Genomic DNA, 23,224 nt, shown 5'->3' on the forward strand with positions numbered 1-23,224 from the left:
AGGTGTGCGCGCAGGCGATCCGATGAAGGCCAAGCACCTTGAAAAGGCTCTGATGCAATTCGCCGAAGAAGGGGCGGCCAAGGTGTTCAAACCCAATATCGGATCGGGTTTCATCGTCGGCGTCGTCGGCGCGCTTCAGTTTGAAGTGCTCGCCAGCCGGATCGAACTGGAATACGGCCTGCCGGTGCGGTTCGAGGCGTCCCAGTTCACCTCGGCCCGCTGGATCATCGGCGACAAGGACGAGGTTGAAAAACTGGTCGAAGCCAACAAGCAGCACATCGCCCATGACAACGACGGCGATCCGGTGTTTCTGACGCGTCTTCAATGGGATATCGACCGTGTTGAACGTGATTATCCGGCACTGAAATTGTCTGCGACGAAGGAAATGATGGTCTGACTCCATGCCCACGCATCGCCCCTCGCCCTTGCAAAACCGCGTGTTACCAACGGGTGAGATTGTAGCGGACCGCGCGCGCGGGATGTTCACCGGCAACCGGGGTATTCTGCCCTTCACCCATGGCCGCCTTGGCACGTCACGCTGGAAGCACCACCACTGGATCATTTGCGCGCTGACCCATCCCAAGGGGCGCTATCATGGCCCCATGCCTGCACGCGGCTGGACGCCGTTGTTCTTTCTGGACGAGGCCGTAGGGCTTGCTGCAGGCCACCGCCCCTGTGCCTATTGCCGTCCAGAAGCCTACCGCGCGTTCAAAGCCGCTTGGGAAACAGCAACAGGTTGCGCCGCGAACCACAACAAGATTGATAAGGTTCTGCATCGCGACCGGGTCACTCGCACGCGCACACAAATTCGACACCGGGCTGCCCTGCCCACATTGCCAAACGGCAGCTTTATCATACATGATGACACGCCACATCTGGTAGGCGACGATCACCTTTTTCCCTTTCGATCAACAGGCTATGGCGCGCAGATTCGCCGACCATCGGGCGACGTCATCGTTCTGACCCCCGCGCCATTGATCAAGGTGCTACGCACAGGCTTCGCACCAATTCTGCATGAAACCGCCTGATCCCATCAACAATTGCAACGCTTTGCCCGGATTGTTCACAAACCGACCCATGTCATTGACCATAGCGCCATTTTTCTTTACCCACAGGGCATATCGAAGGGGCGTATTCTTGCGCATCGGCCATACGGGCTTTCCCTTCTCTTCCGCACGGGCCAGTGTTGTCCGTGAAACAGGACATACATGACTAAATTTTCCGACCTAAAGCTCAGCCCTAAAGTGCTGAAAGCCATCGACGAAGCAGGCTACACCAGCCCCACCCCGATCCAGGAAGGCGCCATTCCACCCGCCCTTGAAGGGCGTGACGTCTTGGGTATCGCCCAAACGGGAACCGGCAAAACCGCCAGCTTCACACTGCCAATGATCACGGCCCTTGCCCGTGGCCGCGCGCGTGCGCGCATGCCGCGTTCGCTGGTTCTGTGCCCAACGCGCGAATTGGCCGCGCAGGTTGCGGCAAACTTCGACACCTATGCCAAAAACGTGAAACTGACCAAAGCACTGTTGATCGGCGGCGTCAGCTTCAAGGAACAAGATCAGCTGATCGACCGTGGTGTTGACGTGCTGATCGCGACCCCCGGCCGTCTGCTCGACCATTTCGAACGTGGCAAATTGCTGCTGACGGGTGTGCAAATCATGGTGGTGGACGAGGCTGACCGGATGCTCGACATGGGCTTCATTCCGGACATCGAACGCATCTTCTCGCTGACGCCGTTCACCCGCCAGACGCTTTTCTTCTCGGCCACGATGGCGCCCGAGATTGAGCGGATCACCAACACGTTCCTATCAAACCCCGCCCGGATTGAGGTCGCCCGTCAGGCCACCGCGTCCGAGACGATCACGCAGGAACTTTGCATGTTCAAAGCGTCGCGCCGTGATCGCGCGGCGACTGAAAAGCGCAAAATCCTGCGCGCCCTGATCGACCGGGAAGGTGACGCCTGCACCAACGCAATCATCTTCTGCAATCGCAAAACCGATGTGGATACCGTCGCCAAAAGCCTGAAGAAATACGGCTATGACGCGGCCCCGATCCACGGTGATCTGGAACAATCCAAGCGAACCGAAGTGCTGAACGGGTTCCGCGCAGGCACGCTGCGCTTTTTATGCGCGTCAGACGTTGCGGCGCGCGGGCTCGATATTCCCAATGTCAGCCACGTGTTCAACTTCGACGTGCCCGGCCACGCAGAAGACTATGTGCACCGGATCGGCCGCACGGGCCGCGCAGGGCGTGACGGCAAGGCCATCATGATTTGCGAGCCGCGCGACGAAAAGAACCTCGATGCGGTGGAACGCCTGATCGAAACGAAAATTCCGCGCGTCGACAACCCGCTTGAGACCCATCAGCCAGCGTCCGAAAAACCGGTCGAAAGCGACGCCGAGGCAAAGCCAAAGCGCTCACGTGGCCGGCGGTCGGATGACACAGCCAAGCCTGCGCCCAAGGACGCGCCCGTCCAAGAAGCGCCTCAGGCACAAGACACCGAAACGAAACCGCAAAAACCTCAACGCCAAGCTGCCAAGCCGCAACGCGGTGGTCGTGGGCGTGGTGGGTCAGACCGGCGCGACGGCGGCAACAAGCCCGTCGGTATGGGCGATCACTTGCCTGATTTCATTGCCAAAAGCTTTGACGATCGCCGCACCAGCTAAGGCACAGATCACAGCAGAATAAAAAGGCCCGCATATCACAATGCGGGCCTTTTTTTGGTTCGTAAGTGGGCGTTTCTTCTGGCCAGAAATATCCCAGCCGGAGGCTGCCGAGCTTAGCGAAGCAATACTCAGCCTTATTCCAGGCGGCTGACCACAACAGTGACTTCCGGCTTGTGCCCGGTCTCATCGTTGGTGGTCTTGCGGGCGATACGTTTCAGCTCTTCGCCAAGCTTGTCGTCATCGCGCAGGCTCTTGCGCCCTGCGCGCATCAAGTACTGACCCAGATCTTCTTCCAGCACGTCAACCAATGGTGCTTTGGAACGCCCCGTCTCGGGCAGACCCATCAGTTCGACCCAAGGGTCGCCCAATGGCTCATCCCCCTCAACGATCACGTTAACAATGACATGACCGTTCAGGGCCAAGCGGATGCGGTCGCGCACGACCCCGTCCAGCGCGCCGATCAGGATATCGCCATCCAGATAGATGCGATCGGCCTCGACATGTTCGACCACACGCGGGGTGTCTCCGGTCAGGTCGCAAACAGCGCCGTTGACGACGACCAGCGACTTCCGCCCGCCCTCTTCCACGATCTTGGCATGTTCGCGCAGGTGACGGTGTTCACCATGCATCGGAATAACCATCTCAGGATTGATGAGATCATGCGCCCGTTGAAGGTCGGGCCGGTTGGCGTGGCCGGACACGTGGTATTGATCATTCTCGGCGACAATATCCACGCCCATTTCGGAAAACGCGTTCATGATGCGGATCACGCCGCGTTCATTGCCCGGAATGGTTTTAGACGAGAACAGGAACATATCCCCTTCCGCCATCGTCAGGCCCAGATATTTACCTCGGCTTAACTGCGCCGACGCCGCACGTCGTTCGCCCTGACTGCCGGTCACGATCAGCATCAGGCTCTCGCGCGGAATATCGCGTGCATCTTCGGGCGTCACCGTTGTTGGAAAGTCGCCCAACACGCCGGTTTCGACACCCGCTTGAATCATCCGCCGCATGGCACGACCCAAAAGGCAGACCGACCGCCCTGCTGCTTTACCAGCCTCGGCCAACTGTTTCACACGCGCCACGTTTGACGCAAACGTGGTCGCCACCACCATATGCGGCGCGTCCTTGATCAGCGTCACCAGCTCGGGGCCAACCTCAGCTTCTGACCGACCGGGATGGGTGGAGAACACATTGGTGGAATCGCACACCAGCGCCTTCACACGCTGGCCATTTTTGGGAGCCGCAATCTCGCGCCACAGGGCTTCGTCAAACGCATCGCCCAGCACCGGGGTTTCGTCCAGTTTGAAGTCGCCCGTATGCACGATGCGCCCCGCTGGCGTGTCGATCACAAGCCCCGCGCTTTCGGGGATCGAGTGGCTGAGCGGCAGATAGCTGACTTTGAACGGCCCCGCCTCGATCACTTGTGGATAGACATCGGCCGCGACGACGACCTCGGACACTTGGCCCGCTTCTTCCATCTTGCGCTGCGCGTGATAGCGGGTGAACGGTCGCGCGTGGATCGGCGTTTTCAGTTGCGGATACAGCCGCCCGACCGCGCCCACGTGATCTTCGTGCGCGTGGGTGATGAAGATCGCCTCTAGCCGGTCAGCGTTTTTCGCCAGCCAACTGATGTCGGGCATGATCAGGTTCACCCCCGGCGTCGTGTCCATATCCGGGAAGGTCACGCCCAGATCGACAAGGATCAGACGTTCTTTTCCGGGTTTGCCATAGCCATAGACATAGGCATTCATGCCGATCTCGCCGGCGCCCCCCAGTGGGAGGTAAATCAGACGGTCAGCACTCATAAGTTGCCCTGTTCCTTGTTGTAATCGTAGATCCGAACCAGACCGTGCATGGTCAGGTCGTGATCAATTACGTCATATAGATTGTCGCCCTGCTCGAACAGCGGGGCAAGGCCACCGGTTCCGATGACTTTCATTGGCAGGCCGTATTCGTCTTTCACCCGTTGCACAAGCCCTTGCACAAGCCCGACATAGCCCCAGAAGATGCCCGACTGAATGCAGCCAACCGTATTGGTGCCAATCACCTTATCTGGCTGGGTCACGTCCACATGCGGCAGGGCTGCGGCGCCTTGGTGCAGAGCCTCGAGCGACAGGTTCACACCCGGCGCGATCACGCCCCCGATATAGGCCCCGTCATGCGCCACCACGTCGATATTTGTGGCGGTGCCGAAATCGACAACCATTGCGTCGCCACCGTGGCGGTCAAAGGCCGCAACCGCGTTTGCCAGACGGTCGGGGCCAGGCACGGCGCCCACGTCAACACGTGGCGCAACGGGCAAAAGGCAATCCGGTTTGCCGACGACCAAAGGACGGCAATCAAAAAACCGGTCTGCGAAAACGCGCAAGTTCCACACCACGCGGGGCACGGTCGAGCTGACGACCACATCTGAAATCTCGGGTTTGATCCCATAGTGATTTATCAGGGTTGAAAACCAAGTGAAATACGCGTCAGCCGTGCGCGAATGGTGGGTCGAGGTGCGCATCGTGCACAAGAATTTCTCGCCATCCCAGATCGAGAATGCGGTGTTTGTGTTGCCAGCGTCGATTGCCAGAAGCATCGGTTCCCCCTCAGAAAAAAATCTCGGCCGCGGGGATGACCTCGCGGGATGTGGCTGTTGATAGAACAAGGTTGCCGTCCGCGTCCACCGTGTCAAACCGTCCGGTATATTCGGCGCGCGTGGTGCGCGCGGTGATGACCTCGCCCAGACGGGCGGCGCGGGCCAGCCACGCCTCGCGAATGGGCGCGAAACCGTAGGTGGTGAAGCTCGCCTCGTGTTGCGCATAGGCGGGGGCGAGCAGGTCAAGAAAGCCTTCAGGCGTCAGGCTGACCCCGGTTTCCCCGGCCAGACTGACAGGCGCAACGGCGCGCCCTTCGATCGCAGCCCCCGCAGGGGCGTCGATCAGGTTCACGCCGATGCCGATGGCAAAATGCCCAACCTGCGCGCCCAACCCGGCGCTTTCCAGCAATATGCCAGCCACTTTGCCGCCGTTCAGCAGCACATCGTTGGGCCATTTCAGCGAAAACGCCTCCGGCCGACCCGTGGCCATGACGAGTGCATCAAAAAGCGCCAGTGAGGCCACGAAGCTTCGCAGCGCCACCTGTGCAGGTGGTTCGGTCGGGCGCATCACAAGCGTGGCTGAGAAATGTCCCTTGGGGTCTGCCCAAGCGCGGCCCCGGCGACCGCGGCCTGCGGTTTGCCGGTGGGCTAATATCCATGTTGGACCCAAAAGACCCGGCGCGATGCGCCGGGCCTCTTCATTGGTGCTGTCGACCTGATCCAGAACGCGTTTTCCAACGCCCTCTGGCCAAGCCGTGACGGGTTTATTTGACAAGGGCTTCGGCCGCGGCAGCGGCGGCTGTTTCGATGCCGAAGAAATTGACGACGCCCAGAACGACAATCGCCGCCGATCCGACCAACGCCACCCAAGCCGCGGGTGACATGTTCAGTTCAAGACCTTCGCCTTCTTCCCCGAAATACATGAAATACACGATACGCAGGTAATAGAAGGCCCCGATCACCGACGCGACCACACCAGCGACGGCCAGCCATGTCAGGCCCGATTGCACGGCGGCAATCAGCACACCGTATTTGGCGAAGAAGCCAAGCATCGGCGGCACACCGGCCAGTGAGAACAGCAGCACCAGCATTGCCAAGCCTCTAAGCTTGTCGTTCACCGCGAACTGGTTCAGCGCTGCAATGTCTGCGACCGGGCGGCCGTCACGTTCCATCGACATAATGAAGGCAAAGGTGCCGATGTTCATCGTCAGGTAAACCGCCATATAGAGCAGCATCGCCTGCACACCGTATTCCGTGCCAGCCGCCAGACCCATCAGGGCAAAGCCCATATGGGCGATCGACGAATAGGCCATCAGGCGTTTGATGTTGGTCTGACCGATGGCGGCAATCGCGCCAAGGAACATCGACAGAACCGCAAGAAGGGCGATGATCTGCTGCCAATCGCCGATGGCTCCACCGAACGCATCAAACATAACGCGGCCAAACAAGGCCATGGCGGCCAGCTTTGGCGCGGTGGCGAAAAACGCCGTGACCGGGGTCGGCGCACCTTCGTAAACGTCCGGCGTCCACATGTGGAACGGCACGGCCGAGACCTTGAACGCCAAACCGGCAGTCACGAAGACCAGACCAACCAATAGACCAAGTCCGACATGGCCGTCATTTGCGGCTTCGATAATGCCCGAGAACAGCGTCGTGCCTGCATAGCCATAGGTCAGCGAGGCTCCGTAAAGCAGCAGACCCGAGCTGAGCGCACCCAGCACGAAGTATTTCAGACCAGCTTCGGTCGATTTCACGCTGTCACGGTTCAGCGAAGCGACGACGTAAAGCGAGAGCGACTGAAGCTCCAACCCCATGTAAAGCGCCATCAGATCGCCTGCGGACACCATCATCATCATGCCAACGGTGCCAAGCGCCACAAGTATCGGGTATTCGAACCGCAGAAGCCCACGGCGCGACATTGTTGCCTCGCCCATCACCAGAACGGTGGCAGCGGACAGAAGGATCGCAACCTTGGCAAAGCGCGCGTAAGCGTCGTCAAGGAACATGCCGTTAAAGGACGCCGTATTGCCGTCGCCACCCGCCACCATCAACGCGATGGCAACCATCACTGCACCGGTGATCCAGGTGATCGGTTTCGCCAGCGCATCCTTGCCAGTATAGACCGCAGCCAGCAGCGCCACCATCGCATAGATGGCCAGCGCCAGCTCAGGCAGGACCGTTTGAATATCAACAGAGCTCATCTGTGCTCTCCTTAATGCGATGCGGTCTGGGCCATCTCTGCGACGTCAGCAGGAATGGCGGCGTGGAAGTTGGTCAGAAGGGCCTCAACCGAAGGACCGATCATATCGGTCACAAGGCTGGGATAGACGCCCAAAAGCAGGGTCATGAACACCAGCGGTGCGAAGATCATCTTCTCGCGTGCGTCCATATCGGTGATCGACTTCAGGCTTTCCTTGATCAGATCACCAAAGACGACGCGGCGATACAGGTAAAGCGCGTAAGCGGCCGAGAAGATGACGCCAGATGCGGCAACCAAGGCGACCCATGTGTTGGCTTGGAACATACCGACCAGCGTCAGGAATTCCCCGACGAAACCCGATGTGCCCGGAAGGCCGACATTGGCCATGGTGAAGAACATGAAGATCAGCGCATAGGCTGGCATCCGGTTCACAAGGCCACCATAAGCGTCGATATCGCGGGTGTGCATGCGGTCATAGATGACGCCTACACACAAGAACAGCGCGCCCGAGATAAAGCCGTGGCTGAGCATCTGGAAGATCGCCCCATCCAAACCTTGTTGGTTGAGCGAGAAGATACCAGCCGTCACAAACCCCATATGGGCAACCGATGAATACGCGATCAGCTTTTTCATGTCCTCTTGTACCAGCGCCACCAGCGACGTGTAGACGATGGCGATGGCTGACAGCCACAGCACGAAACTCGCCATCACATCCGACCCAACCGGGAACATCGGCAGGCTGAAGCGCAGGAAGCCATAGCCGCCCATCTTCAAAAGGATTGCCGCCAGAACGACCGAACCGGCGGTGGGCGCCTGAACGTGCGCATCCGGCAACCAGGTGTGCACCGGCCACATTGGCATTTTCACCGCGAAACTGGCGAAGAAGGCCAGGAACATCAGTGTCTGCACCCCGCCCACGACCTGAATACCCAGCAAGCTGAACGTGTCAGACCCAAACTTATGGGCCATCAGCGTCGGAATATCCGTCGTGCCTGCGTCTACATACATATAGACCATCGCGACCAGCATCAGGACCGAGCCCAGGAAGGTATACAGGAAGAATTTGAAGGCGGCATAAATACGCTCTTTCCCGCCCCAAATCCCGATGATCAGGAACATGGGGATCAGGCCTGCTTCAAAGAACAGGTAGAACAACACCAGATCCAGCGCCATGAACACGCCAAGCATAAGGGTTTCAAGCAGCAGGAAGGCGATCATGTATTCCTTCACGCGGGATTTCACGCCCCAGCTCGCCCAGATGGTCAAAGGCATCATGAAGGTGGTGAGCATCACGAACAGGACCGAAATCCCGTCGACGCCCATCTTGTATTTCAGGCCCATGATCCAGCTGCCCTCTTCCACGAACTGGAAGCCCGTGTCGGCAGAGTCAAACCCTGTCAAAAGAAGAAGCGAGAACAGGAAGGTCGCCACAGTTGCCGCAAGCGCAAGCCACTTGGCGTTGCGGGTGGCCGCTTCGTCATCCCCGCGCAAGAACAGCGCAAGGATCACCGCCGCGACCAGCGGCAGGAAGGTGATGATGGAAAGCAGGTTGTTCATTAGTGCGCTCCACCGCTGAAGAGGATCATGATTGTGACCAGCGCGACGATACCAAGGACCATCGAGAAGGCGTAAGTGAAGAGGTAACCGGTTTGGGCCCGGCCCGCTTGTTTGGTAAACCAGGGCACGACGCCCATCGCCGTCCCGTTCAGGAACCCGTCAATGACATTGCCGTCGCCACGTTTCCACAAGAACCGTCCGATTGCGAAAATCGGCTTGACGAAGAGAACCTCGTAGATCTCGTCGAAGTACCATTTGTTCAGCAGGAACTGGTAGACATGCGGGAACGTCTCGGCCAGCTTTTTGGGCAGGCTGGTGTTCACCATGTAGAACCAATAGGCCGTCACAAGCCCGATCAGCATCGCAATGAACGGTGACACCTTGACCCATGCAGGCGCGTGGTGTGCGTCGTCGATCACGTGGTTATCGGGGCCCATAAAGATCGCGCCCTTGGGTGCCTCGCCGTGATGAACGGCGGCCACGGGGGCGTGGGCCGGGTCTGCCATCGTGGCGGCGTGGTCCTCGCCCTCGGAATGGGTTGCGTCCGCATTTGTGTCTGCGGTCGCTGCATCCGCGGCCTGATCACCAGAGGCGTCTTCGTGGGTTTCCCCAGCCTCGGCATGATCGCCTTCAGCCGCCATTTCAGCGTGCGCTTCGATCCCGAAGAAACTGTTGACCTTGTCGTGGTCGCCAAAGAACGAGCCATACCAGATCATGCCAGCAAAGACCGACCCCAGCGCCAGCACACCCAGCGGCACCAGCATGGTCATCGGGCTTTCATGCGCGTGCTCATGCGTGTGCTTGTCGCCGCGCGCCTTGCCGTAGAAGGTCATGAACATCAAACGCCAGCTATAGAAGCTGGTGAACAGCGCTGCGATGACCAGCATCCAGAAGGCATAACCGCCTTGGGTGCCCGCATAGGCGCTTTCGATCACAGCGTCTTTTGACAGGAATCCCGCAAAACCGATGGTGGTCAGCGGAATGCCGACACCGGTGATGGCCAGCGTACCGATCATCATCGCCCAGAAGGTCATCGGCAGTTTTTTACGCAAGTCGCCATAGTTCCGCATGTCTTGTTCATGGTGCATGCCGTGGATGACCGAACCGGCCCCAAGGAACAACATGGCCTTGAAGAAGGCGTGGGTGAACAGGTGGAACATGGCGACCGAATAAACACCGACGCCCGCGGCCACAAACATATAACCCAGTTGCGAACAGGTCGAATAAGCGATCACCCGTTTGATGTCGTTTTGCACCAGTCCCACGGTGGCCGCGAAGAATGCAGTCGTGGCCCCGATGAAGACGACAAAGCCCGTCGCCTCGGGCGCGTATTCCATCAAGGGAGACATGCGGCAGACAAGGAACACACCCGCCGTCACCATGGTCGCAGCGTGGATCAGCGCCGACACAGGGGTCGGGCCTTCCATCGCGTCGGGCAACCAAGTGTGCAGGAACAGCTGCGCTGATTTACCCATCGCGCCAACGAACAGCAGGAACGCCAGAAGGTTGGCCGCGTTCCAGTCGCGCCAGAGGAAGTGAAGCTCGGTCTCGGCCAGCGCGGGAGCTGCGGCAAAGATGTCGTCCAGCATCAAGGAGTCGGTCAGATAATACAGACCAAAGAGCCCCAACAAGAAGCCGAAATCACCGACACGGTTGACCACGAAGGCCTTGATCGCGGCCGCGTTCGCCGACGGTTTCTTGTAGTAAAAACCGATCAGCAGATACGACGCGACACCCACGCCTTCCCAGCCGAAGAACATCTGCAACAGGTTGTCGGCTGTGACCAGCATCAACATCGCGAAGGTGAAAAAGCTGAGATAGGCGAAGAAACGAGGGCGATAGCTTTCGCCCTTAAACTGTGGATCGTCAGCCATGTAGCCCATCGAATACAGGTGAACCAGCGACGACACCGTGGTCACAACGATCAGCATGATCGCGGTCAGGCGGTCCAGTCGGATCGACCAGTCAACAGACAGCGTGCCAGACTGCACCCAATCCATAATGTGGATGTGTTGGGTTTCCGACCCAAGGCTCAAGAACGTTGCCCAAGACAGAAGCGCGGACAGGAACAAAAGCGCGGTGGTCAAAACCTGCGCGCCCTTGTCGCCAATGACCCGATGGCCAAAGCCCGCGATCAGCGCTGCGATCAGGGGGGCAAAGAGGATGATTTGTACCATTTGCCGTTAGCCTTTCATCACGTTGACATCTTCAACCGCGATGGTGCCGCGGTTTCGGAAGAAGCTGACAAGGATCGCCAGACCGATGGACGCCTCGGCGGCCGCAACGGTTAGCACGAACAGGGTGAAAACCTGCCCGACCAGATCGCCAAGAAAGCTTGAGAAGGCAACGAGGTTGATATTCACCGCCAGCAGCATCAATTCGATCGACATCAACAAAATGATGACGTTCTTGCGGTTCAGGAACAGCCCGAAAATGCCGATGACGAACAAAGCCGCCGCCACCGCGAGATAATGTTCAAGTCCAACCATGTGCTTGCGTCCCTTCGTTCCGGGCTTGGCTGCCGGTGCAGCCTGCCCAAGTCTTGTTATTCGTATTCATCAAAGCCCCTGCCCCGGTTTCACGTCGATGATCTTCATCGCCTCGGCCGGGTCGCGGTGCATCTGGGCAATCACGTTCTGGCGTTTGATATTGGTGCGGTGGCGCAGCGTCAGGACGATTGCGCCGATCATGGCGACCAACAGGATCAAACCGGCCAGCTGAAACAGCAGGATGTAGTCGGTGTAAAGGATCATCCCCAGCGCCTGCGTGTTATGCGCGACATCAAGCGCCGGCGTCACAGCGCCGCGCGCCGCCTCGGCACCATCCGAAAACTGCCAGACGCCGAAAATCGTGCCCAGTTCCATCAACAAGATCACACCAATCAGCAGCGCCAGCGGCAGCGACTTGGCCATTTCAGCCTTCAGTGCCGCGAAATCCACATCCAGCATCATCACGACGAACAGGAACAGAACCGCAACCGCGCCCACATAGACGATCATCAGAAGCATCGCCACGAACTCGGCGCCCAGTAGAACGAACAGCCCGGTTGCGCCAACGAAGGCGGTGATCAGCCACAGGACCGAATGCACGGGGTTGCGTGCCATCACGGTGAAAAACCCACCCACGACCGTCGTCATGGCAAAGAGGTAAAATGCGTAATCGGCAACGCTCATGCGTCCCCCTCCTCGTTGTCGGCAAACACGGCTTGCGCCAGTTCCAATGCGCGGGTCATGGCAGGAAGGCCGCCCAGCATCGACATTTGATAGATCACCTCGGCGATCTCTTTCTCGGTCGCGCCCGCTTCCAAAGCGTGGCGCACGGTCATCTTGATCTGCGCGTCCGCTTGCGCGCCAAGAACGGTCAGACCCGCCAGCGTGATCAGCATCCGCGTTTTCGCGTCCAGCCCGTCCTTGTTGAAGGCGTTGCCAAACATCATGTCCATCATGTCTTTCGGCATGGTCGGCATCATCTTGTCAAAGCCCTGCGGCTTGAACGTCTCCAAGGCGGGGTTGAAATTGCGGAGCATTTCCTGCCCCTGCTCCATCATCTGCGCATATAGTTTGGAGAAATCGTCCATGGCTTTTTCCTTCGCGATACTTTGCAATGCTTAGCGATACGGCGCATCAAGTTCGATATTGCGGGCAATCTCGGCTTCCCAGCGTTCGCCGTTCTCAAGCAGTTTCGCCTTGTCGTAAAACAGTTCCTCGCGCGTTTCGGTCGCAAACTCGAAATTCGGACCTTCGACAATCGCGTCCACCGGGCAGGCTTCCTGACAGAAGCCGCAATAGATGCACTTGGTCATGTCGATGTCATAACGCGTGGTGCGGCGCGACCCGTCATCGCGGGGTTCCGCATCAATGGTGATCGCCTGCGCCGGGCAGATCGCTTCGCACAGTTTACAGGCGATGCAACGCTCTTCCCCGTTGGGATAGCGGCGCAGCGCGTGTTCACCGCGGAAGCGCGGGCTCAGCAGGCCTTTTTCATGCGGATAGTTCAGCGTCGCCTTGGGCGAGAAGAAATATTTCAACCCCAGTCCGAACCCCTTCACGAAGTCCGCTAGCAGGAAGTATTTCGTTGCGCGTACGTAGTCGAATGCCATCCGATCAGCCCCCTACAGTCCAGCGGGCGTAAGTGCCCCAGAATGCCCCGTATTGGGCGAAGAATGCGACCAGAACAACCCAGCCAAGCGACAAAGGCAGGAAGACTTTCCAACCGATGCGCATGAGTTGGTCATAGCGGTAGCGCGGCGTGATGGCTTTCACCATCGAGAACACGAAGAAGAAGAAGAAAATCTTTGCAAACAGCCACAGGATGCCGTCCGGCAATGCCTCGACCGGCGACAGCCAGCCGCCGAAGAACAAGATCGAGATCAGCGTGCACATCAGCACGATGGCCACATATTCTCCGATCATGAACAGAAGGAACGGGGTCGAGGAATATTCGACCTGATAGCCCGCCACCAGTTCGCTTTCAGCTTCCGGCAAGTCGAACGGTGGGCGGTTTGTTTCCGCAAGTGCAGAAATCAGGAACAGGAAGACCATCGGGAAGTGCGGCAGCCAATACCAGCTCAAGAGCCCCTTGCCGTCTTGCGCCATCACGATATCACCGAAGTTCATCGAGCCTGTGGTGATGATCACACCGATGATGATCAGGCCAAGCGACACCTCGTAAGAAATCATCTGCGCGGCCGACCGAAGCGACCCAAGGAACGGGTATTTCGAGTTCGACGCCCAGCCGCCCATGATCACGCCATAGACCTCAAGCGACGAGATCGCGAAGACGAACAGGATCGCCACGTTAATATCGGCCAAAACCCAGCCATCATTGAACGGGATCACCGCCCAGGCCAACATCGCCAGAACGAAGCTTGTCATCGGGGCCAGGAAGAAGACAAAGCGATCCGCCCCGGACGGCACCACGATTTCCTTCAGCACGTATTTGATGAAGTCCGCAAAGGACTGCAAAACGCCGAACGCGCCGACCACGTTGGGCCCTTTGCGCATCTGCACCGCTGCCCAGACCTTGCGGTCGAAATACAGCAGGAAGGCCAGCGCGACCAGAAGCGGGACCACGATCAGCAGACACTGACCAAGGATCAAAAGGGCGATGCCCAGATTTGTTGTCGTGAAGAATTCAATCATTTCTCTTCATGCCCTCAGACCGTCGGTATTCCGTTTTCGCTTGCAGAAACATTAGGATAGACAGGCACACCGGTTGCGCCTGTATGCAGGCCCGTCCGCGCGTTTGCGTCTTATGTTCGTTTAAATACATCCCTGTTCCGCTCTCTGTCTTACTCTGCAGCCAGTTTCGACGAAGCACGCGCGCGTGCCTGTGACGAAAGCTCTGCCATCACCTCTGACGCCCGTGCTATCGGGTTGGTCATATAAAAATCACCGATCGCGTAACGGAAGCTGGCAGCCCCCATCTTGTCGACCGGCAGCGGTTGCCATTCATTCGCAGCCACCTGATCGACGCCACCCAGAACCGGTGCGGCCTCAACCATCGCCCGGCGCAGGCCCGCCAGGCTGTCCCACGGCAAGGTCGCGTCCAGTTCAGCAGACAGAGCGCGCAGGATGGCCCAGTTTTCCTTGGCCTCGCCCGGTGCGAAATTCGCCCGCAGCGCCAATTGAGGACGCCCTTCGGTGTTCACAAACAGCCCGCCTTCTTCGGTATAGGCCGCACCCGGCAAGATCACGTCGGCACGCATCGCACCACGGTCGCCGTGGCTGCCCTGATAGATCACGAAGGGGCCAGCATCGATGTCAATCTCATCGGCACCCATGTTGTAAATCACGTCCGCGCCCATCGTGGCGGCGTCTATGCCACCTTTGGTGACGGCGCCAACATCCATCGCGCCAACACGGCCCGCGGCGGTGTGCAGGATCATCAGCTTCGATCCGGTGTCCTCGGCCAGCTTCATCGCGTTGGACAGAACCGCCAGACCATCGGCTTCGCGCACAGCACCCATGCCCACGATCACCACTGACGGTGCGTCTTTCACCGCGCCGTAGTCTTTGCCCACGATGCTTTCCAGCGCAGCGCGGTCATTGCCGACATGCGCATAATCATAAGTCAGATCAACGGCTTCGCCGACCAGACCGACTTGAGCGCCCTTGAGCCACGCCTTGCGAATGCGCGCATTCAGAACCGGCGATTCAACGCGCGGGTTGGTGCCGATCAACTGGATGAATTTCGCGTTGTCGATATCTTCAATCGACGCCGTGCCGACATAGCCCGAACGATTGCCGATGGGCAAACGCGCGTTGTCGGTGCGGCACTCGACATTGCCGCCCAGCCCTTCGATCAGGGTTTTCAGGCTGAACGCGGTTTCGGTCGAGGCCAGATCACCGACCAGACCCGCAACCTTCTTGGCGCCCTTCATGGCGTCAGCGGCCTTGGTCAGCGCCTCGGCCCAGGTGGCTTTGCGCAGTTTGCCGTCTTCGCGAATGTAGGGCACGTCCAGACGCTGGCGGCGCAAACCGTCCCAGATGAAGCGGGTCTTGTCGGAAATCCACTCCTCGTTCACGCCATCATGGTTGCGCGGCAGAACGCGCATGACTTCGCGGCCCTTAGTGTCGACCCGGATGTTTGATCCAAGCGCGTCCATCACGTCGATGGTTTCGGTCTTGGTCAGTTCCCAAGGACGGGCGGTGAACGCGTAGGGTTTCGAGGTCAGCGCGCCAACCGGACACAGGTCAATGATGTTGCCCTGAAGGTTGCTGTCCAGCGTTTGGTTCAGATAGCTGACAATCTCGGCATCTTCGCCGCGACCGGTCTGGCCCATCTGGGCGATACCGGCGACTTCCGTGGTGAAGCGCACGCAGCGGGTGCAGCTGATGCAGCGCGTCATCGCGGTGCCGATCAGCGGACCCAAATCAATATCGTCCACGGCACGTTTCTGTTCCTTGAACCGCGAGCCGGACAGACCATAAGCCATTGCCTGATCCTGCAAATCACACTCGCCGCCCTGATCGCATATCGGGCAATCCAGCGGGTGGTTGATCAGCATGAACTCCATCACGCCTTCACGGGCCTTCTTGACCATGGGCGAGTTGGTTTTAACCACAGGCGGCTGTCCTTCGGGACCGGGGCGCAAATCGCGCACCTGCATGGCGCAGGAGGCCGCGGGCTTGGGCGGACCGCCCACGACTTCGACCAAACACATGCGGCAGTTGCCAGCAATCGACAGGCGTTCGTGATAGCAGAAACGCGGCACTTCGATCCCGGCCACTTCGCAGGCCTGGATCAGCGTCATCGCGCCATCAACTTCAACTTCCATGTCGTCAATGACGATCTTTTTCAAGTCGCTCATCACGGTCCCTTTTTCAATTCGCAAGCCGGGGTGTTCCCCGTGCCCGCACGTGTCTGCCCCTAGCGTTCGTAAAGCAACGAACCAGCGAAGGAGCCCTTTTCAATCTCGGCGCGGCCAACCGCGCAATAGCTTTCCTCGTCGCCCGCATTCACACCACGCTTGGCCAAGATCGGCTCGGCAATCGCGCGGAACCGGTCCTGCTCGGATTTGCTGTCGACATAGGCCATCACCTCTTTCGACGTGAAACCCAGTGCCATCGCATGTTTGCGCAGTGAAAACGCCTTGTTCAAAAGGCGCAGCTTGCGCAGGTGCAAGGACGAGCAGTTTTCGTCAACCAGATAGGCAATCGACGCGCCCAGCAATTCGCTGTGCATGCGGTCGTCGTCACGCAGCGGTGCATAGTCCTGGGCCGAGGCCATGCTCGTCGTGGCGGTGGCGGCCATAACCGACGCAAGGGCGAAAATACGTAATTTCTTCATGACAGTTCTCCTTTTGTCATGAAGCACGTGGGGACGCAGGGGGCTGACATGCAATAACAACGCACCGAAACGGGCGCTTTCGCACCTGTTTTCAATATGTTGTGTTGCATTACCATTTTCATGTCTTCCCTTGCCCAAGCCGACGGATCACTCCGCCGCGATGCTGGCCTTGCCTTGTTTGTTCACTTGAATGCGGTCTTCGATTTCGTCGCGGAAGTTGCGGATCAGGCCCTGAATGGGCCATGCGGCCGCGTCACCCAAGGCGCAGATCGTGTGACCTTCCACCTGCTTGGTCACGTCCCAGAGCATGTCGATTTCCTCGACCTCAGCCTCACCGCGCATCAGACGTTCCATCACGCGCATCATCCAGCCGGTGCCTTCGCGACAAGGCGTGCACTGGCCGCAGCTTTCGTGTTTGTAGAACTTCGCCAGACGCCAGATCGCTTTGATAATGTCGGTCTGCTTATCCATTACGATCACCGCCGCGGTGCCAAGGCCCGAGCCGAGCTCTCCGCGCAGGTAGTCGAAATCCATGATCGCATCGCGCATGTTTTCACCGCGCACGCATGGCACGGACGAGCCACCGGGGATCACGGCTTTCAAATTGTCCCAACCACCGCGAATGCCGCCGCAATGCTTGTCGATCAGTTCTTCGAACGAGATCGACATCGCCTCTTCGACGACGCAGGGGTTGTTCACGTGACCCGAGATGCCAAACAGTTTGGTGCCGGAATTGTTCGGACGTCCAAAGCCCGCGAACCATTCCGGGCCACGCCGCAGGATGGTCGGTACAACGGCAATACTCTCCACGTTGTTCACGGTTGTCGGGCAACCATAAAGACCCGCGCCCGCCGGGAAGGGCGGCTTCATGCGTGGCATGCCCTTCTTGCCCTCCAGGCTTTCCAGCAGAGCGGTTTCTTCACCACAGATATAGGCGCCTGCACCGTGGTGCAGGAACAGGTCGAAATCCCAGCCGGAATTTGCCGCGTTCTTGCCCAGAAGACCGGCGTCATAACATTCGTCGATCGCAGCCTGCAGGGCTTCGCGCTCGCGGATGTATTCGCCGCGAATATAGATGTAAGACGTATTGGCGTTCATCGCGAAAGACGCGATCAGCGCGCCTTCGATCAGCGTGTGCGGATCGTGGCGCATAATCTCGCGGTCTTTACAGGTGCCCGGCTCGGATTCGTCGGCGTTAATCACCAGATAGGCCGGACGACCGTCGCTTTCCTTCGGCATGAAGGACCATTTCAGACCGGTCGGAAACCCTGCCCCACCACGACCGCGCAGGCCCGAGGCTTTCATCTGCTCGATGATCCAGTCCCGGCCCTTCTTGATGATCCCGGCGGTGCCGTCCCAGTGGCCGCGTTGCTTTGCGCCCGCAAGAGTGCGTTCGTGCATGCCGTAGAGGTTGGTAAAGATCCGGTCTTTATCCTGCAGCATTCGTTCTTATCCTTCATCCGCCCGGCGCTTGCGCCAGATCCGATACGTTACCACCAGGCCAAACAAGAACCCGGCAAGGGCCAGAAGATCCACCAACGCCATGGTCCTGTTGGACCAGTCGAGGCTTTTCCCAACCCATGTGCCACCGACCCACAGCGCACCGGTGAAGGCGATGACAAGACCTGCCAGGCGCCCTTCCCGCTGTATGCTGTTTTTTGGATCGGTGTGCATGATCTGTGTCATCCTTTAATAAACATCGCCCTTTTTGACCTTTTTCGAGAACGCGGTTTCCCCGCCCTCGGCCAAGGTCTTGGCTTGTTCCACCCAGCCGTCACGTTCGATCCGGCCTTTGAAGCTTAGGTTGTCATCAACCCACGAAATCTCGTCCGCGGTCCATTTAGCGACCTGGTCGAAATGCCAAAACCCCAGACCATTCAGCGTCTGTTCCAACTTCGGACCCACGCCCTTCAGTTGTTTCAGATCGTCGGCGCCAGATTTACGTGGCGCTTTCAGGGTGCGTGGCTTTTTCGGCTGGCCAGTCTGCGCGGGTGCTTTCGCTGCGGGCTTGCTGGCGGGCTTGGCGGCTTTCGCCGCGGGCTTCTTGGCCGCCTTCGCAGCCGGTTTCTTTGCGGTCGATGCCTTTGCTGCTGTTTTCTTCGCAGCAGGTTTCTTGTCCGCAGGTTTCTTTTTTGCAGGGGGCGTTGCAGCCTCTGCGGGCACAGGTGCGCCGTCCATCGCGGCCGCCGGAATGCTGGCCGCAGATGCAGCCACGTCATCAGATGCCGAGGCATCCGCTGCACGGGTGCTGGCGGTTGCGTTGCCACTCAGACTTGCGGCCGTCATCTCGCCCTTGGCGGGACGGGTATCGACCACTTCGCCACAAAGGAATTTCTGCAGAAGTATCGCCGCGGCGACGGCCACGATGATGCCAACGATCAGGCCGATGAAGCCAGAAATCATCAGGAAAACTGCGAAACCCAGCAGCGCGCCGATGATCCAGCACACATTCTTGCAAGTGAAAAATCCGGTATTGTTACTCATTGTCCCTATCCCTGTTGTTGATTGTGGACACACCAAGCGGGCGCACAGATGCGTTGGCATTTTCTTGCCTTTTCATACACTTATGCTCCAAACGCCCCGCCATCATACCTGTTCCTATCAGACCTCGCCCTTTTTACCCTTGCGCGAGAATGCGGTTTCACCGCCCTCGGCAAGAATTTTGGCTTGCTCTACCCATCCGTCACGCTCAATCCGGCCCTTAAAGGACAGTTGATCGTCAACCCAGGCAATTTCTTCCGCACCCCATTTGGCAATCTGGTCGAAATGCCAGAAGCCAAGGCCATTCAGGACACCTTCCAGCTTGGGGCCAACGCCCTTCAGCAGTTTCAGGTCATCCGCACCCGACTTGCGGGGGGCCTTCATGATGCGCGGTTTCTTAGTTTCTTTGCCCGCAACCGGCGCGACGGCAGGTTTTACCGGAGGTTTGGCAATTTTCTTGCTGTCGTCTGCGGGCACTTTGCGCACTGGCTTTTGCTTGTTCGCAGGCTTAGCACTTGCCGCCGGTTTCGGTGGTTGTGCCTTACCGCTGGTCGCATTCTTGCCCAGCCACGGCGTCAAAAGCGGACCTTCGCTGCCGTCGATCCGCTTCAACGTGTCGCCAAGGTCAGTGGCCAGTTGCGCGCTTGCGTTATACTGCGTCTTGCCGCTGTCATATTCTTTCAGGCTGGTCAGACCCGACAGAGGTTCAGACGCATAACGCCCGTTCTGCGGGCCCGGCACGGGCACATTGCCAGCGGCCAGATCATCCAGCAACTTGGCGAAGTTTTCGGCGGTCAGATCTTCGTAATAATCTTTGCCGATCTGCGCCATCGGCGCGTTGGTGCACGCACCAAGGCATTCGACCTCTTCCCAACTGAATCTGCCATCAGCGGAAACAACATGCGGTTTGTCGGCGATCTTTTCACGGCACACGGCAATCAGGTCTTCCGCGCCACAGATCATGCAGGACGTGGTGCCGCAAATCTGGATATTTGCCACCGATCCAACCGGTTGCAGCTGAAACATGAAGTAGAACGAGGCCACTTCCAGCACGCGGATATAGGCCATATCCAGCATGTCAGCGATATGTTCAATCGCCGGCTTGGTCAGCCAGCCTTCCTGTTCCTGCGCGCGCCACAAAAGCGGGATCACAGCCGAGGCCTGACGGCCTTCAGGATACTTACTAATCTGCCCTTCGGCCCACGCAAGGTTGGCGGGCGTGAAAGCGAAGCTTTCGGGCTGTTCATGATACAAACGGCGGAGCATTAGCGGTCGATCTCCCCAAACACGATGTCCATGGTGCCGATAATGGCGGCGACGTCGGCCAGTTGGTGGCCAACGGCCACGTGGTCCATAGATTGAAGATGCAGATATCCGGGCGCGCGGATCTTGGCGCGGTAGGGTTTGTTCGACCCGTCCGACACAAGATAGACGCCAAACTCGCCCTTGGGTGCCTCAACTGCGGCATAGACCTCGCCTGCTGGGACCTTGAAGCCTTCGGTGTAGAGTTTGAAGTGGTGAATCAGGCTTTCCATTGAGCGCTTCATGTCGCCACGTGACGGCGGCGAAAGCTTACCGCGCGCCATAACGTCGCCCTGCCCTTCAGGGGCACGCAGCTTGGCGATGGCTTGGTGAATGATCGACAGAGACTGACGCATTTCTTCCAAGCGGACCAGATAACGGTCATAGCAATCGCCGTTGGTGCCGACGGGAACCTGGAATTCAAATTCGTCGTAACATTCGTAAGGTTGCGCGCGACGCAAATCCCACGCCAGACCCGATCCACGCGCCATAATTCCGGAATATCCGTAGTTCTGGATGTCCTCTTCGGTCACAACGCCAATATCGACGTTACGCTGTTTAAAGATGCGGTTTTCAGTCAGTAGACCGCTAATGTCGTCCAGAACTTGCGGGAAGCCGTTGGCCCATGTTTCAATGTCGTCAATCAACTCGGGCGGAAGATCCTGATGCACTCCACCGGGGCGGAAATAGGCGGCGTGCATCCGCGCGCCACAGGCCCGTTCATAAAAGACCATCAGGTTTTCGCGCGCTTCCAGCCCCCAAAGAGGCGGCGTCAGCGCGCCCACATCCATGGCCTGCGTGGTCACGTTGAACACGTGGTTCATGATGCGGCCGATTTCCGAAAACAGAACCCGGATCAGAGAGCCACGGCGCGGAACCTCGACCCCGCACAGTTTTTCAATCGCCAGACACCAAGCATGTTCCTGGTTCATCGGCGCCACGTAATCCAGCCGGTCGAAATAGGGCAAGTTTTGCAGATACGTGCGGCTTTCCATCAACTTTTCGGTGCCCCGGTGCAACAGGCCGATATGCGGGTCAGCGCGTTCGACGATTTCGCCGTCCAGCTCCAACACCATGCGAAGCACGCCGTGGGCGGCCGGGTGTTGCGGGCCGAAGTTGATGTTGAAATTGCGGATCTTCTGTTCACCGGTCTGGGTGTCGTTGAAGTCCTTGGATCCGTCCATCATGCGCTCACCATCTTCTGGGTCCATTCCGTCGGAAGCTCACCCATGAACTTCTCGACAAAATTGTATTGCGGTTTCAGTGCTGCCTGCAATTGGGCGCGTTGACCCATGGGCAGCGCGGCTTTCGCACTTTGATGCACCACACGATCAAACGATGCGGGCTGGGGAGCGATCCCCAGAAACGCACACAGACGTTCGATTGCGGCGGGAGTGAAAAGCCGTTCATAAAATTCGATATGCAGGGCGTCGCGCGGGATCGCACGGGTCAGCCGGTTTAGCGTGCGACGATAGTTCGAACGGTCGAGGATATTGTCCGCCGTGCCGTTCAGCACGCCGTCAACCTTGGCGTCCAACGCCGTCTGGCCACCAGCCCCCGCGACCATGCGGATGTTTGACCAGATCCGGTCGACCGGATCGCGCATCAGGTAAACGAAGCGAACCTTGTCTGTCAGCGCTGCCATGGCTTTCAATGACGCTTCGCGCAGCAGCCCGTAGGCCGGCGTAAAATCACCGATCAGACGGGCGTTTTCACCGCCCTCTCGCACATATCTCAGATAGGCGGCATCGTCGCGGGTCTTGCCGTCAAAAGTTGCCAGCCAGCGTTCCAGATCGGCCACCAGCTGTTTTTGCCACCGTGTCGGACGATCACTGCGGGCGCGTTCAAGGCGGGCCTGCGCCTGCTTGCGGTAAAAATCGCCGGTGCCATGCTCCAACGCGTCGAAGTAATGCAATTCCTTCACCGCCGGGAAATGACAGTCCCGGTGCCCATACAGGTAGTCGAACAGCCAGCTTGTGCCAGCTTTCGTTGCCCCAAGGCAGAATATGAAGGTTTGCCCGCTCATCTGGTTCAGCCCTTGGCCTCGTCAGATTTTTCGTCTCCGGGCAGGATGTAGTTGGCCCCTTCCCATGGCGACATGAAATCGAACTGGCGGTATTCTTGCGTCAGCGACACGGGTTCATAAACCACGCGTTTCTCAACTTCGTCATACCGCACTTCGGTATAGCCTGTGGTCGGGAAATCCTTGCGCAGCGGGTGACCTTTAAACCCATAGTCGGTCAGGATGCGGCGCAGGTCTGGGTGGCCCGAGAACAGGATGCCAAACATGTCGAACACTTCTCGTTCGAACCAACCGGCCGACGGGTGAACGTCAGTGATCGACGGCACCATGTCCGCTTCGCGCACCGCAACCTTAACGCGGATGCGCTGGTTCGTGTACATCGACAGGAAGTGGTAAACCAAATCGAAGCGTTCTTCGCGCGACGGGTAATCAACCGCCGTAATGTCCACCAACGTCGAGAATTTGCAGGCCTTATCGGCCTTCAGAAACTCGATGAAAGACGGAATGGCCGACAGCGGCACATTAACGGTCAGCTCGCCAAAGGCGATGTCCCAGTTCAGCACGCAATCGGGGCGTTTTGCTTCCAGCAGACCGCCAAGTTCTTTCAGGGCGTCACTCAT

The 23,224-nt window shown here is 58.6% G+C and carries 21 protein-coding genes and 2 pseudogenes; 3 read left to right on the plus strand and 20 right to left on the minus strand.

All coding sequences use genetic code 11. From position 1 onward, the window contains the following. From prfC to MUY35_RS16420, 3 genes and pseudogenes are all read left to right on the plus strand, one after another. Positions 1 to 397: pseudogene (prfC, locus tag MUY35_RS16410) on the plus strand (peptide chain release factor 3); the annotation flags it as partial. A gap of 4 nt (positions 398 to 401) precedes the next feature. Further along, positions 402 to 1,028 carry a hypothetical protein gene (locus MUY35_RS16415; protein ID WP_248370267.1) on the plus strand — a complete coding sequence of 209 codons (627 nt, stop codon included), beginning with the start codon at positions 402 to 404 and terminating at the stop codon, positions 1,026 to 1,028. 180 nt (positions 1,029 to 1,208) lie between these two features. Next, positions 1,209 to 2,666: a DEAD/DEAH box helicase gene (locus tag MUY35_RS16420; protein WP_248370268.1), complete on the plus strand. Its 1,458-nt coding sequence runs from the start codon at positions 1,209 to 1,211 to the stop codon at positions 2,664 to 2,666. Between the two features lie 134 nt (positions 2,667 to 2,800). Here MUY35_RS16420 and MUY35_RS16425 read toward each other — a convergent pair whose 3' ends face one another. From MUY35_RS16425 to MUY35_RS16520, 20 genes and pseudogenes are all read right to left on the minus strand, one after another. Next, positions 2,801 to 4,474 (minus strand): ribonuclease J, encoded by a 1,674-nt coding sequence (locus MUY35_RS16425; protein ID WP_248370269.1) that lies wholly within the window; start codon positions 4,472 to 4,474, stop codon positions 2,801 to 2,803. After that, positions 4,471 to 5,250: a type III pantothenate kinase gene (locus tag MUY35_RS16430; protein WP_248370270.1), complete on the minus strand. Its 780-nt coding sequence runs from the start codon at positions 5,248 to 5,250 to the stop codon at positions 4,471 to 4,473. The genes MUY35_RS16425 and MUY35_RS16430 overlap by 4 nt, the downstream gene beginning before the upstream one ends. Positions 5,251 to 5,260: 10 nt before the next feature. Continuing rightward, positions 5,261 to 6,025 (minus strand): biotin--[acetyl-CoA-carboxylase] ligase, encoded by a 765-nt coding sequence (locus MUY35_RS16435; protein ID WP_248370271.1) that lies wholly within the window; start codon positions 6,023 to 6,025, stop codon positions 5,261 to 5,263. Beyond that, positions 6,015 to 7,451 (minus strand): NADH-quinone oxidoreductase subunit NuoN, encoded by a 1,437-nt coding sequence (gene nuoN, locus MUY35_RS16440; protein ID WP_248370272.1) that lies wholly within the window; start codon positions 7,449 to 7,451, stop codon positions 6,015 to 6,017. The genes MUY35_RS16435 and nuoN overlap by 11 nt, the downstream gene beginning before the upstream one ends. A gap of 11 nt (positions 7,452 to 7,462) precedes the next feature. Continuing rightward, entirely contained in the window at positions 7,463 to 9,007 is a 1,545-nt protein-coding gene (locus MUY35_RS16445) for an NADH-quinone oxidoreductase subunit M (protein WP_248370273.1), read from the minus strand. Then, positions 9,007 to 11,184 carry an NADH-quinone oxidoreductase subunit L gene (gene nuoL, locus MUY35_RS16450; protein ID WP_248370274.1) on the minus strand — a complete coding sequence of 726 codons (2,178 nt, stop codon included), beginning with the start codon at positions 11,182 to 11,184 and terminating at the stop codon, positions 9,007 to 9,009. Before nuoL ends, MUY35_RS16445 begins: the two co-directional genes overlap by 1 nt. 6 nt (positions 11,185 to 11,190) lie before the next feature. Further along, a complete protein-coding gene (nuoK, locus tag MUY35_RS16455) occupies positions 11,191 to 11,496 on the minus strand; it encodes an NADH-quinone oxidoreductase subunit NuoK (protein WP_248370275.1) in 306 nt (101 codons plus the stop codon). 69 nt (positions 11,497 to 11,565) lie between these two features. Next, the gene (locus MUY35_RS16460) at positions 11,566 to 12,180 is read right to left on the minus strand and encodes an NADH-quinone oxidoreductase subunit J (RefSeq protein ID WP_248370276.1); all 615 of its coding nucleotides are present in this window, start codon (positions 12,178 to 12,180) and stop codon (positions 11,566 to 11,568) included. After that, a complete protein-coding gene (locus MUY35_RS16465; RefSeq protein WP_248370277.1) occupies positions 12,177 to 12,584 on the minus strand; it encodes a carboxymuconolactone decarboxylase family protein in 408 nt (135 codons plus the stop codon). The genes MUY35_RS16460 and MUY35_RS16465 overlap by 4 nt, the downstream gene beginning before the upstream one ends. Before the next feature lie 30 nt (positions 12,585 to 12,614). After that, positions 12,615 to 13,106 carry an NADH-quinone oxidoreductase subunit NuoI gene (gene nuoI, locus MUY35_RS16470; RefSeq protein WP_248370278.1) on the minus strand — a complete coding sequence of 164 codons (492 nt, stop codon included), beginning with the start codon at positions 13,104 to 13,106 and terminating at the stop codon, positions 12,615 to 12,617. Between the two features lie 4 nt (positions 13,107 to 13,110). Continuing rightward, entirely contained in the window at positions 13,111 to 14,148 is a 1,038-nt protein-coding gene (gene nuoH / locus MUY35_RS16475; protein WP_248370279.1) for an NADH-quinone oxidoreductase subunit NuoH, read from the minus strand. Between the two features lie 149 nt (positions 14,149 to 14,297). Then, positions 14,298 to 16,319 carry an NADH-quinone oxidoreductase subunit NuoG gene (gene nuoG / locus MUY35_RS16480; protein WP_248370280.1) on the minus strand — a complete coding sequence of 674 codons (2,022 nt, stop codon included), beginning with the start codon at positions 16,317 to 16,319 and terminating at the stop codon, positions 14,298 to 14,300. Positions 16,320 to 16,378: 59 nt separating this feature from the next. Beyond that, the gene (locus MUY35_RS16485; RefSeq protein ID WP_248370281.1) at positions 16,379 to 16,798 is read right to left on the minus strand and encodes a DUF5333 domain-containing protein; all 420 of its coding nucleotides are present in this window, start codon (positions 16,796 to 16,798) and stop codon (positions 16,379 to 16,381) included. A 147-nt stretch (positions 16,799 to 16,945) separates the two neighbouring features. After that, positions 16,946 to 18,241: an NADH-quinone oxidoreductase subunit NuoF gene (gene nuoF / locus MUY35_RS16490; RefSeq protein WP_248370282.1), complete on the minus strand. Its 1,296-nt coding sequence runs from the start codon at positions 18,239 to 18,241 to the stop codon at positions 16,946 to 16,948. A gap of 6 nt (positions 18,242 to 18,247) precedes the next feature. After that, entirely contained in the window at positions 18,248 to 18,472 is a 225-nt protein-coding gene (locus tag MUY35_RS16495; protein ID WP_248370283.1) for a DUF5337 domain-containing protein, read from the minus strand. A 15-nt stretch (positions 18,473 to 18,487) separates the two neighbouring features. Beyond that, positions 18,488 to 18,910, minus strand: a pseudogene (locus tag MUY35_RS16500) (fused NADH-quinone oxidoreductase subunit E/endonuclease); the annotation flags it as partial. A 489-nt stretch (positions 18,911 to 19,399) separates the two neighbouring features. Beyond that, on the minus strand, positions 19,400 to 20,545 hold the full coding sequence (locus MUY35_RS16505) for an NADH-quinone oxidoreductase subunit E (RefSeq protein ID WP_248370284.1): 1,146 nt from the start codon (positions 20,543 to 20,545) through the stop codon (positions 19,400 to 19,402). Continuing rightward, a complete protein-coding gene (locus MUY35_RS16510; protein ID WP_248370334.1) occupies positions 20,545 to 21,765 on the minus strand; it encodes an NADH-quinone oxidoreductase subunit D in 1,221 nt (406 codons plus the stop codon). The genes MUY35_RS16505 and MUY35_RS16510 overlap by 1 nt, the downstream gene beginning before the upstream one ends. After that, a complete protein-coding gene (locus MUY35_RS16515) occupies positions 21,765 to 22,607 on the minus strand; it encodes a sulfotransferase (protein WP_248370285.1) in 843 nt (280 codons plus the stop codon). Before MUY35_RS16515 ends, MUY35_RS16510 begins: the two co-directional genes overlap by 1 nt. 5 nt (positions 22,608 to 22,612) lie before the next feature. Continuing rightward, a complete protein-coding gene (locus MUY35_RS16520) occupies positions 22,613 to 23,224 on the minus strand; it encodes an NADH-quinone oxidoreductase subunit C (RefSeq protein ID WP_248370286.1) in 612 nt (203 codons plus the stop codon).

This window comes from Aliiroseovarius sp. S1339 (assembly GCF_023195695.1).
In the GTDB taxonomy this organism is placed as follows: domain Bacteria; phylum Pseudomonadota; class Alphaproteobacteria; order Rhodobacterales; family Rhodobacteraceae; genus Aliiroseovarius.

Coding starts and splice junctions, on each gene's coding strand:
- nuoL (WP_248370274.1), bottom strand. CDS start 11,184: ATGGTACAAATCATCCTCTTTGCCCCCCTGATCGCAGCGCTGATCGCG.
- nuoK (WP_248370275.1), bottom strand. CDS start 11,496: ATGGTTGGACTTGAACATTATCTCGCGGTGGCGGCGGCTTTGTTCGTC.
- nuoN (WP_248370272.1), bottom strand. CDS start 7,451: ATGAGCTCTGTTGATATTCAAACGGTCCTGCCTGAGCTGGCGCTGGCC.
- MUY35_RS16425 (WP_248370269.1), bottom strand. CDS start 4,474: ATGAGTGCTGACCGTCTGATTTACCTCCCACTGGGGGGCGCCGGCGAG.
- nuoH (WP_248370279.1), bottom strand. CDS start 14,148: ATGATTGAATTCTTCACGACAACAAATCTGGGCATCGCCCTTTTGATC.
- nuoI (WP_248370278.1), bottom strand. CDS start 13,106: ATGGCATTCGACTACGTACGCGCAACGAAATACTTCCTGCTAGCGGAC.
- MUY35_RS16520 (WP_248370286.1), bottom strand. CDS start 23,224: ATGAGTGACGCCCTGAAAGAACTTGGCGGTCTGCTGGAAGCAAAACGC.
- MUY35_RS16415 (WP_248370267.1), top strand. CDS start 402: ATGCCCACGCATCGCCCCTCGCCCTTGCAAAACCGCGTGTTACCAACG.
- MUY35_RS16515 (WP_248370285.1), bottom strand. CDS start 22,607: ATGAGCGGGCAAACCTTCATATTCTGCCTTGGGGCAACGAAAGCTGGC.
- MUY35_RS16495 (WP_248370283.1), bottom strand. CDS start 18,472: ATGCACACCGATCCAAAAAACAGCATACAGCGGGAAGGGCGCCTGGCA.
- MUY35_RS16505 (WP_248370284.1), bottom strand. CDS start 20,545: ATGCTCCGCCGTTTGTATCATGAACAGCCCGAAAGCTTCGCTTTCACG.
- MUY35_RS16510 (WP_248370334.1), bottom strand. CDS start 21,765: ATGGACGGATCCAAGGACTTCAACGACACCCAGACCGGTGAACAGAAG.
- MUY35_RS16485 (WP_248370281.1), bottom strand. CDS start 16,798: ATGAAGAAATTACGTATTTTCGCCCTTGCGTCGGTTATGGCCGCCACC.
- MUY35_RS16445 (WP_248370273.1), bottom strand. CDS start 9,007: ATGAACAACCTGCTTTCCATCATCACCTTCCTGCCGCTGGTCGCGGCG.
- nuoF (WP_248370282.1), bottom strand. CDS start 18,241: ATGCTGCAGGATAAAGACCGGATCTTTACCAACCTCTACGGCATGCAC.
- nuoG (WP_248370280.1), bottom strand. CDS start 16,319: ATGAGCGACTTGAAAAAGATCGTCATTGACGACATGGAAGTTGAAGTT.
- MUY35_RS16430 (WP_248370270.1), bottom strand. CDS start 5,250: ATGCTTCTGGCAATCGACGCTGGCAACACAAACACCGCATTCTCGATC.
- MUY35_RS16460 (WP_248370276.1), bottom strand. CDS start 12,180: ATGAGCGTTGCCGATTACGCATTTTACCTCTTTGCCATGACGACGGTC.
- MUY35_RS16420 (WP_248370268.1), top strand. CDS start 1,209: ATGACTAAATTTTCCGACCTAAAGCTCAGCCCTAAAGTGCTGAAAGCC.
- MUY35_RS16465 (WP_248370277.1), bottom strand. CDS start 12,584: ATGGACGATTTCTCCAAACTATATGCGCAGATGATGGAGCAGGGGCAG.